9 protein-coding genes are annotated in these 9,195 nt (G+C 70.5%); 3 read left to right on the top strand and 6 right to left on the bottom strand.

What is annotated here, in order from left to right; genetic code table 11:
• Nucleotides 1-74: 74 nt before the first annotated feature.
• Entirely contained in the window at nt 75-746 is a 672-nt protein-coding gene (locus tag ABT130_RS22760; protein WP_030914802.1) for a potassium channel family protein, read from the bottom strand.
• Nucleotides 746-1,411: a potassium channel family protein gene (locus ABT130_RS22755; RefSeq protein WP_350917423.1), complete on the bottom strand. Its 666-nt coding sequence runs from the start codon at nt 1,409-1,411 to the stop codon at nt 746-748. The genes ABT130_RS22760 and ABT130_RS22755 overlap by 1 nt, the downstream gene beginning before the upstream one ends.
• Nucleotides 1,412-1,527: 116 nt before the next feature.
• On the opposite strand from ABT130_RS22755, the gene ABT130_RS22750 reads away from it, so the two are divergent.
• Both ABT130_RS22750 and ABT130_RS22745 read left to right on the top strand, forming a co-directional pair.
• Nucleotides 1,528-3,567, top strand: a complete 2,040-nt coding sequence (locus ABT130_RS22750; RefSeq protein ID WP_350958175.1) for an APC family permease — start codon at nt 1,528-1,530, stop codon at nt 3,565-3,567.
• Between the two features lie 66 nt (nt 3,568-3,633).
• The gene (locus ABT130_RS22745) at nt 3,634-4,881 is read left to right on the top strand and encodes a class I SAM-dependent RNA methyltransferase (protein WP_350917417.1); all 1,248 of its coding nucleotides are present in this window, start codon (nt 3,634-3,636) and stop codon (nt 4,879-4,881) included.
• A 353-nt stretch (nt 4,882-5,234) separates the two neighbouring features.
• Here ABT130_RS22745 and ABT130_RS22740 read toward each other — a convergent pair whose 3' ends face one another.
• Entirely contained in the window at nt 5,235-6,077 is an 843-nt protein-coding gene (locus tag ABT130_RS22740; RefSeq protein WP_350958173.1) for a hypothetical protein, read from the bottom strand.
• A 10-nt stretch (nt 6,078-6,087) separates the two neighbouring features.
• Entirely contained in the window at nt 6,088-6,669 is a 582-nt protein-coding gene (locus ABT130_RS22735; RefSeq protein WP_350917162.1) for a papain-like cysteine protease family protein, read from the bottom strand.
• Nucleotides 6,670-6,844: 175 nt separating this feature from the next.
• Between ABT130_RS22735 and ABT130_RS22730 the strand changes: the two genes are divergently transcribed.
• Nucleotides 6,845-7,774 (top strand): hypothetical protein, encoded by a 930-nt coding sequence (locus ABT130_RS22730; protein ID WP_350958170.1) that lies wholly within the window; start codon nt 6,845-6,847, stop codon nt 7,772-7,774.
• A gap of 395 nt (nt 7,775-8,169) precedes the next feature.
• On the opposite strand, the gene ABT130_RS22725 is transcribed toward ABT130_RS22730, so the two are convergent.
• On the bottom strand, nt 8,170-8,391 hold the full coding sequence (locus ABT130_RS22725) for a hypothetical protein (protein WP_350958167.1): 222 nt from the start codon (nt 8,389-8,391) through the stop codon (nt 8,170-8,172).
• Between the two features lie 3 nt (nt 8,392-8,394).
• Nucleotides 8,395-9,162, bottom strand: coding sequence for a Clp protease N-terminal domain-containing protein (locus ABT130_RS22720; protein ID WP_350958164.1), 768 nt, complete (start codon nt 9,160-9,162; stop codon nt 8,395-8,397).
• Nucleotides 9,163-9,195: the final 33 nt, after the last annotated feature.

Raw genomic sequence — 9,195 nt, 5'->3', positions numbered from 1 at the left:
GTCCCGGACACGTACAGGAAGTCACCCGCCCGCTTGACGTGCGGAAACCTTCCCCTGGGGCGAAGCCTTTCCGCTCAGCGCGGCGCGCGGTGCGGGGACAGGAGTTCGGCCAGCTCCTCCTCGACCTCCTGGCTGGCCACGAACATCAGCTCGTCGCCGGCCTCCAGCGGGTCGTCCGCGGTGGGCACCAGCACCCGGCCCTCGCGCAGGATCGCGACCAGGGCGGTGTCGTTCGGCCACGGCACCGAGCCGGCACGGTGGCCGACGACCGGCGCGTCCTCGGGCAGGGTGAGCTCGACCAGGTTGGCCTGGCCCTGGCGGAAGGTCATCAGGCGCACCAGGTCGCCGACGCTGACCGCCTCCTCCACCAGCGCGCTCAGCAGGCGCGGGGTCGAGACGGCCACGTCGACGCCCCACGACTCGTTGAACAGCCACTCGTTCTTGGGGTGGTTGATCCTGGCGACCACGCGCGGCACGCCGTACTCCGTCTTGGCGAGCAGCGACACCACGAGGTTGACCTTGTCGTCGCCGCTGGCCGCGACGACCACGTGGCAGTCGGCCAGGCCCGCCTCGTCCAGCGAGGAGATCTCACAGGCGTCGGCGAGCAGCCACTCCGCCCGCGGCACGGTGTCGATCTTGATGGCCTTGGGGTCGATGTCGATGAGCAGGACCTCGTGGCCGTTCTCCAGGAGTTCGGCGGCGATCGACCGGCCGACCGCCCCCGCACCGGCGATGGTGACGCGCATCAGTGCTCCTCCTCCGGCGCTCCGGACAGCACCTTGTTGATGCGGTCCATGTCCGCCTCGACCGCCATGACGTGCAGTACGTCCCCCTCCTGCACCACCGAGTCGTTCTTGGGCAGCAGGGTCTCACCGATCCGGTTGATGAACGCCAGGCGGGTTCCCGCGGCCTCCTCCAGCCTCCGCACCGGGGCGCCGATCCAGCCGGGATGGTAAGCCACCTCGATCAGCACCACGCGCCCGCTGGGGTCGCGCCAGAGCGGCTCGGCACCCTCGGGCAGGACGCGGCGCAGGATCTGGTCGGCGGTCCAGCGGACCGTGGCCACCGTGGGGATGCCCAGCCGCTGGTAGACCTCGGCGCGCCGGGAGTCGTAGATCCTGGCCACGACGTTGTCCACGCCGAACGTCTCGCGGGCGACCCTGGCGGAGATGATGTTCGAGTTGTCGCCACTGCTCACCGCCACGTAGGCGCCCGCGGCCTCGATGCCGGCCTCTTCCAGGACGTCCCGGTCGAAGCCGATCCCGGTGACCCTGCGACCCCGGAACCCGGCCCGCAGGCGGCGAAACGCCTGCGGGTCACGGTCAATGATCGCGACCGAGTGGCCGCTGTCCTCAAGAATGTGCGCCAGAGTCGAACCCACCCGGCCACACCCCATGATCACGATATGCATGCTCCCCCGCCGGTCGCTGTGAGGCGGATCTTGATTCCCAATGTATTCAGCCAGTATGGCGCCCCCAGGAGCGCCGCGTGGGTGCAGCCGGGTAATAGCGACTAGCATCAGCAGACGTGTCGAAGGTGACGGACCTTGTCAAACGCCTTTTCATCGGGCGTGCGCTACGCAGCACACAGTTACACGAGCAGCTGCTTCCCAAGCGCATCGCACTACCTGTTTTCGCGAGTGACGCGCTCTCCTCGGTGGCCTATGCCCCGCAGGAGATCCTCGTCATCCTCTCGCTGGCCGGAGTCTCCTTCTACAACTTCAGCCCCTGGGTCGCCGTCGCCGTCGTGGTGGTGATGCTCACCGTCGTCGCCTCGTACCGGCAGAACGTGCACGCCTACCCCAGCGGGGGTGGCGACTACGAGGTCGCCACGGTCAACCTCGGCCCGAACGCCGGTCTGACCGTCGCCAGCGCCCTGATGGTCGACTACGTGCTGACCGTCGCGGTGTCGGTCGCCAACGGCGTCGACTACGTGGGGGCCACCATCCCCTACGTCGCCGAGCACAAGCCGCTGGTCGCGATCGCCATCGTCGTCCTGCTGACCCTGGTGAACCTGCGTGGTATCCGGGAGTCCGGCGCGGCCTTCGCGATCCCCACCTACGCCTTCATGTTCGCCGTCCTCGGCCTGATCGTGTGGGGAAGCTTCCGGGTGCTCGTCCTCGGTGACGAGCTGCACGCGCCCACCGCCGGGTACGAGATCGTCGCCGAGCAGTCCAACCTGACCTCCTTCGCGGCGGCCTTCCTGATCCTGCGCGCGTTCTCCACCGGCTGCGCCGCGCTCACCGGTGTCGAGGCGATCAGTAACGGCGTGCCCGCCTTCCGTAAGCCCAAGAGCAAGAACGCCGCGACCACGCTGCTGATGATGGGCCTGGTCGCGGTGACGATGTTCGTCGGCATCATCTCTCTCGGCCTGGCCTCGGGGGTCAAGGTCGCCGACCCCGCGGTCGCCTTCCGGGACGTGCTCATCGACGGGCGGCCCGCCGGGCCCGGCTACTACCAGCAGCCGATCATCTCCCAGGTCGCCGACGCGGTCTTCGGAAACGGCTCGCTGCCCTTCTTCGTCATCTCGGCCGTCACCGCGCTGATCCTGTTCCTCGCCGCCAACACCGCCTTCAACGGCTTTCCCGTGCTCGGCTCGATCCTGGCCCAGGACCGCTACCTGCCCCGCCAGCTGCACACCCGGGGCGATCGGCTCGCCTTCTCCAACGGCATCGTGATCCTCGCGGCCGGGGCCTGCCTGCTGCTGTGGGGCTTCGAGGCCGACGTCAGCCGCCTGCTCAACCTCTACATCGTGGGCGTCTTCGTGTCGTTCACGCTGAGTCAGATCGGCATGGTCCGGCACTGGAGCCGGCACCTGAGAACCGAGACCGACCCGAAGGTCCGCCACCAGATGTACCGCTCGCGGACCATCAACTTCTTCGGCGGCGTCATGACCGGTGTGGTGCTGGTGGTCGTGCTGCTCACCAAGTTCACCCACGGGGCGTGGATCGTCTGCGTGGCCATGCCGGTGCTGTTCCTGATGATGAAGGGCATCCACCGCCATTACGAGAACGTGGCCCGCGAACTCGCCGCCGACGACTCGGTGGTGGACGAGTCGATACTGCCCGCGCGCAACCACGCCATCGTCCTGGTCTCCAAGATCCACAAGCCGACCCTGCGTGCTCTCGCCTACGCCCGCGCCACCCGCCCCTCCAAGCTTGAGGCGATCACCGTCGGCGTGGAGGGCGCGGAGGCCAGAGAGCTGCAGGAGGAGTGGGAGCGGCGCGGAATCCCGGTGCCGCTGAAGACGCTCGACTCGCCCTACCGCGAGATCACCCGGCCGATCCTGGAGTACGTCAAGTCGCTGCGCCGCCGTTCTCCCCGCGACGTGGTGAGCGTCTACATCCCCGAGTACGTCGTCGGCCACTGGTGGGAGCACATTCTGCACAACCAGAGCGCGCTGCGGCTGAAGGGCCGCCTGCTGTTCCAGCCCGGCGTGATGGTCATCAGCGTGCCCTGGCAGCTTCATTCCTCCGACCGGCTCAAGGGCCGCCCCGAGCCTCTCGCGCCGGGCGCCGTCCGCCGTCCCCGCCGGGAGGCGGCCCGGGACGAGGACATCAAGGCATAACCTTTCGTATGCGCTCCTGACCGCAAGGAGGCTCGACCGACGACGAATTCTCTGGGGGCGACGGCCATGATGATCGAACTGACGGTGGGACCGGTTGCGCACGGTGGCTGGTGTGTCGCGCGCCATGACGGCCGGGTCGTCTTCGTGCGGCACGCGCTGCCCGGCGAGCGCGTCATGGCTGAGATCACCGAGGAGACCTCCCGGTTCCTGCGGGCCGACGCCGTCGAGATCCTGGAGCCCTCCGCCGATCGGGTGAGCCCGCCCTGCCCGTTCGCGGGCCCCGGCCGCTGCGGCGGCTGCGACTGGCAGCACGCCTCCCTGGAGGCCCAGCGCCGCCTGAAGGCCGACGTGGTGGCCGAGCAGCTCAAGCGTCTGGGCGGAATCGACTGGAAGGGCGTCGTCGAGGAGGTCCCAGGCGCCCCCGACGGTCTCGGCTGGCGTACCCGCGTCCAGTTCGCCGTCGACCGTGAGGGCGGGCTGGGCCTGCGCCGCCACCGCTCCCACGACATCGAGCCGGTGGACGCCTGCCTGATCGCCCACCCCGAGGTCGAGAACGTCGGCGCCGAGGTGATGAACTGGCGCAACGCCTCCTCGGTCGAGGTCATCGCCTCCTCCACCGGTGACCAGGCGGTCGTGATCGCCCCCAAGCCCCGGCGCACGGTGGCCGTACCCGACCTCGACACGAGCGTGGCCGTCTTCGTCGACGAGGGCAAGGGCCGCAGCCGGGTCGTCCATGGCCGCAACCATCTCGTCGAGCGCGTCGGCGAGCGCGACTTCCAGGTCACCGGCAGCGGTTTCTGGCAGGTCCACCCCGGCGCCGCCGCCACCCTGCTCGACGCGGTCCTGAAGTTCGCCGCGCCGCGGCCGGGCGAGTGGGCCCTCGACCTCTACTGCGGCGTCGGCCTGTTCGCCGCCGGGCTCGCCGAGGCGGTCGGCCCCGAGGGGGCCGTGTTCGGCGTCGAGTCCGAGTCCGTCGCCGTCCGCGACGCGGAGCGTAACCTCCGTGACCTCCCCCAGGCACGCTTCGCCAGGGGGCGGGTGGAGAACGCCCTCGACCGCTTCGGCATCGAGCGCGCGGACCTGGTCGTCGTCGACCCGCCCCGGGCGGGTCTGGGCCGCGACGTCGTCGACCGCGTGACCACTCTTGAGGCCACTCGGATCGTGTACGTCTCCTGCGACCCGGCCACCCTGGCCCGTGACCTCGCCTGGTTCGCCGAGGGCGGCTACCGCCTCGCCGACCTGCGCGCCTTCGACGCCTTCCCGATGACCCACCACGTGGAGTGCGTCGCGCTGCTGGCCAAAGGGTCGATCTAGGCTCTAATGGGGGTGAATCGAGAGTGGTTTGCCTGGTCAGGCGGACTCGATTCGGTAAGCCTCCGCCAGGTGAGCACTGATTGTCTCCGGGCTGTTGAGCCTTAAGGTCGGACCGTGCCCCTGGCCGGTAGGCGGGAGGGTTGATCTCTGATGGGATGTCGTGCCCGGGGCCTCGCATCGCCGTGGCGCCCCTCCCGGAGGAGATCAACGGCAGCCACAGCGGGCACATCGAGCTGATGTTCCAGCCCGAGTGGTCGTGCGCCGCTCCACGGGCTCGGGCCCGCTGGTCAACCGCTGGAACGGCACGGAACGCCCGGCCTCGCGGGCCGGGCGTCCGGTGACGAGCGTGCAGCTCAGATCCGGGAGGTGCGGCGGCGGAGCGGGTGTCCGCCCAACCGGCCCGTGACCCAGGCGGCAAACCCTCCGGCGAGCAGCACTCCCGCGGCCACCACCCAGCCGAGCGGGGCGCCCCCCCGTGCGGGCGGTGTCCCGCCGTCGGCGGAAGCCCCGGGCCCGTAGCCGCCGGCCGTGCCGTTGCGGGCGTACGCGGAGCCGGGCAGTTTGTCGCCGTAGCGACCCGAGACCAGCTTCTGGTAGTCCGCCAGCGGCACGCCGCGCGCCCCGACGGAGGTCGTCGCCTCGGTGTTGAGCGGGACGACCCGGCCGTCCCTGAGCGCGTACCAGGCGTTGATCTGCGGTTCGAGGAAGACCGTGCCCGGCTGTGCGGCGTAGCGCTGCTCGTCGTTGCCGCTGGCGATGTTGCTGACCTGCCAGCCGCCGGTCCGCGAGCGGGTCGTCCAGATCGAGGCGGTCTGGCCGTCGGCCGCGTCGGCCTGGGTGGCGAAGAACGCGAACCGGGAGACCTCCGCCGACTGGCCGGCGACGAAGGCGGGATTGAGGTGGTTGACGGCCACGGTCTGCTCGGTCACCTTCGCGGTGATCGGCGCCACCGCGCTGGTGTCGGCCCCGGGCGGGGCTCCCTTGGTGGCGAAGAACCTGCCGAGCGTCTGCTGGACGCCCGGGGCCGAGGCGGCGGCGTGGGCGGCCGCCCCGTCGCCGGCCCCGGGTGGTACGGCCTGCAGGGCCGCGGCCTCGGCCGGGCTCTGGGGGGTGGGGTCGCCAGCGGCCGCGTGGGCGAGGGAGGGGGCGAGCAGGAGGGATCCGGCCAGGGCGAGAACCGTTGTGATGCGCTTCATAGGAGCCTCCTCACGCGCCGATGTAGTTGAGGGAGTGGGTCCAGGAGAAGGACCCGTTGCCGACGTAGTAGTTGTAGCTCGCCCAGTTGTAGCGGGAGCTCGACTGCCAGGGATCACCCCAGTAGACCCATGACCCGCTCTGGTCGTAGCCATAGATGGTGTGCATGTGCCCGCCGCCGGAGGACCACTGGATCCGGGTCAGCACCGGCCGGTTGGCGTTCATCTCCCTGATCACCGCGTTGTAGGTCAGGTAGTCGTAGACATAGTTGCCGGGCGAGATGCCGATCTGGCGGAAGGCGTTCTGGTCGTTGGCCAGGGTGGCCTGGTTGTTGGGGCAGCTGGAGTTCATCGAGCGGTTGAAGGCCAGGTTGCAGAACTGGTTCTGGCTGTAGTTGTAGCCGTAGTAGGCGGCCACGGTGTTGCCGGCGGCCGCCCAGCACCAGTTGGTGTACTGCTGGGCCTGCATGGTGATGTTGAGGCGGTAGGCGGCCGCGGCATGGGCGCCGAGGGTGGGCGGCACCAGCCAGGCCGCGGTCGTCAACACGAGCGCGAGGGCCGTGCGCCGGAACCTGCCGGGCGAGAGGTAGGGCATGTCGAGCTCCTGGGGGGAGAAGCCGGTGCTGTTGAAAGGATGGTCGGCTCGACACAGCGGCCGGGCAAGACACGGCCGATCACCCGGCAGGGGTGGTGTGAACGTGGACGTGGAGCACGCCACAAGAGCGCCGCCCCGCGGTGACAGCGTGGTGAAAATCTGTGAACATTCACACATGTCAGGTGATCGTGAACTCCGGGCCGCGCTACGCGACGGACCTTTTCACGTCGCGCTGCGCGTCGCGGTCCAGGCGCGCGGCCTGACCCTGAACCGGCTCCGGCACCGCCTGGGAGAGCGCGGCCTGCGGGTCGGGACGACGAGCCTGAGCTACTGGCAGCAGGGCCTGCGCCGTCCCGAGCGGCCCGAGTCGCTGCGTGCCGTACGCGCGCTGGAGGAGATCCTCATCCTGCCGCCGCGCTCGCTGATGGAACTGCTCGGCCCGCCCCGCCCACGCGGCCGCAGCAGCCCGCCGACACCGGGCGCGGTGTCCTACTCGTCGATTCTGGAGCCGGCCCGTGCCCTGTCGACACTGCTGGAGAGCCTGGACGGGGTGGCCGACGACCGGCGCCTGCACATCGTCGGGATGCACGAGACGCTGCGGATCGGGGCGGATCGCAGCATCACCCGGCGCGAGACGCTCCAGGTGATGCAAGCCCACGAGGACGCCGCCGACCGCTACATCATGATCTACTGGGGCGATCTGGGCTGCGACGTGGAGCGGGTCCGGGTCCGGGCGCTGGAGGACTGCCGCGTCGGCCGGGTCCGCCGCGACGGGCCGGCCGCCCTGGTGGTGGCCGAGCTGCTGTTCGACCGGGCGCTGCGGACCGGGGAGACCCAGATGATCCGCTACGAGATGGCCGATCCCAGTGGCGCGGAGGCCCGGGAGTACGAGCGGGGTTTCCGCTTTCCCAGCGGCCAGTACATGCTGCGGGTCGGCTTCGACTCCGCGGCGCTGCCGGTCCGCATCCACCGCTTCGCCCGCCGCGGCCTGGGCACCGACGAGCACGATCGCGGCGAACTCACCCTCAACGCCCAGCACGCCGTCCATCTCGTCGCCGGCCCCCTCCAGGCCGGCCTGGTCGGCGTCCAGTGGGATTGGGGCTGACCCGACGTGATCATCCCGCCTGGCTGAGGACACATGAAAGAGCGCCCCGCCTGCCCTCCGCGAGGAGGACGAGCGGGGCGTTCGTCTGTGGGGAGGGCCTCGATGGGGTGAGGCCGCCGGCGTCTGCGGCGCCGAGCGCGCCGACGGCACAGGCAATCCGGTCGACTGGCTACGGGGGAAGGATCTGCTCGGTCACGCCTCGTACCAGACGACTCTTCGGTACGCGCATCCGGCGCCGGGCGCGCACGGGGGCTGATCGTGGATCGGTTACCTAGCTTTGAGCTGCGACGATGTGAATTCGACGTGGTCCCGATGCCCACCACGTGGAGTGCGTCGCGCTGCTGGCCGGCGGGTCGACCGAGGAGTGACCAGGGAGAACGCGCCTGGGTGGTGTCTCATCGCGTCCCGGCGCGGTCCTTCGCCGAGGCGGGGGAACCGCCGCGCGTGCCGCCTTCCGCGGATGCGGCGCGCACGATCGTTCCCGCCACTCCGCCGGCGACCAGGCCGGAGAGCACGCCCGTGATCGCACCCGAGCCGATGCCCACGAGTACGCCGACGAGTACGCCCACGGCCAGGCGCGCGATCATGGCTGCGACCGCGTGCACGGTCGCGCTCACCGGCTACGCCTCGTCCGCGAGGCCGAGGTGCTCCTCCAGCCGGTCGAGCCTGCGCAGAACGGGACGGAGCCCCTCGCGTACGGCCGCCGACAGTGCGCTCGCCGCGTCGGCGGGCTGGGCCGGGACGACGGAGGCGGTCTGGGTCTGCGCGCGTAGGTGGACATAACCAGCGAGGGCCGCCGCGACCGCGCGGCGGGTCAGCCGGTGCTCGGCCCCCAGCTCCCGCAGGACATGCCCGGCCACTCCCTCCGGTTCGGCGATCAGCCCGAGAAGCAGGTGTTCGCAGCCGATGTAGTTGTGGCCGAGCGAGGTGGCCTCGGTGACGGTCATCTCCAGGGCCGCCGCCGCGGGCGCCCCGAAGGCGAGCTCGGCATCGCCGGTGACCGCGGCCGGGGCGGCGGGGCTCGGCCGGTCCAGCCGGCGCCGCACCTCCTCGGGGTCGATCTCCAGGGCGCCCAGGACCTGGAGCGCTAGATTGCTCCCCTCGGCGAGCATGCCGCCCAGCAGATGCTCGGTGCCGACCTCGGCCGCGCCCAGGGCCCGAGCCTGCTCCACCGACAGCTTGATCACGGAACGGGCCCGCGGGGTGAAGTGGGGGAAGCGTGCCGCCAGGTCGTCGAGGTCGGGGGCGCTGAGCGCCGTCTCGCGGATGGAGGTCACCCGCCGTACGGCCTGCTCAAGTGCCCGCTGGCACACGGCGGAGACCGGTATGCCGGCTCTCTTGACCGCCTCGGCCAGCTCGTCCGGCAGGTAGACGTTGATCTTCGGCATCACATCTCCCCTTGAGGGTTATAGAAGGGTTAT

The organism is Streptosporangium sp. NPDC001681, assembly GCF_040298085.1.
Classification (GTDB): domain Bacteria; phylum Actinomycetota; class Actinomycetes; order Streptosporangiales; family Streptosporangiaceae; genus Streptosporangium.
The sequence above is the reverse complement of the archived record's forward strand: the minus strand, read 5'-3'. Positions and strand labels throughout refer to the sequence as shown.

Bases quoted from the DNA above. Each gene is read 5' to 3' on its own strand.
- ABT130_RS22760 (WP_030914802.1), bottom strand. From the start codon at position 746: ATGCGCGTCACCATCGCCGGTGCGGGGGCGGTCGGCCGGTCGATCGCC.
- ABT130_RS22755 (WP_350917423.1), bottom strand. From the start codon at position 1,411: ATGCATATCGTGATCATGGGGTGTGGCCGGGTGGGTTCGACTCTGGCG.
- ABT130_RS22745 (WP_350917417.1), top strand. From the start codon at position 3,634: ATGATGATCGAACTGACGGTGGGACCGGTTGCGCACGGTGGCTGGTGT.
- ABT130_RS22740 (WP_350958173.1), bottom strand. From the start codon at position 6,077: ATGAAGCGCATCACAACGGTTCTCGCCCTGGCCGGATCCCTCCTGCTC.
- ABT130_RS22735 (WP_350917162.1), bottom strand. From the start codon at position 6,669: ATGCCCTACCTCTCGCCCGGCAGGTTCCGGCGCACGGCCCTCGCGCTC.
- ABT130_RS22730 (WP_350958170.1), top strand. From the start codon at position 6,845: ATGTCAGGTGATCGTGAACTCCGGGCCGCGCTACGCGACGGACCTTTT.
- ABT130_RS22720 (WP_350958164.1), bottom strand. From the start codon at position 9,162: ATGCCGAAGATCAACGTCTACCTGCCGGACGAGCTGGCCGAGGCGGTC.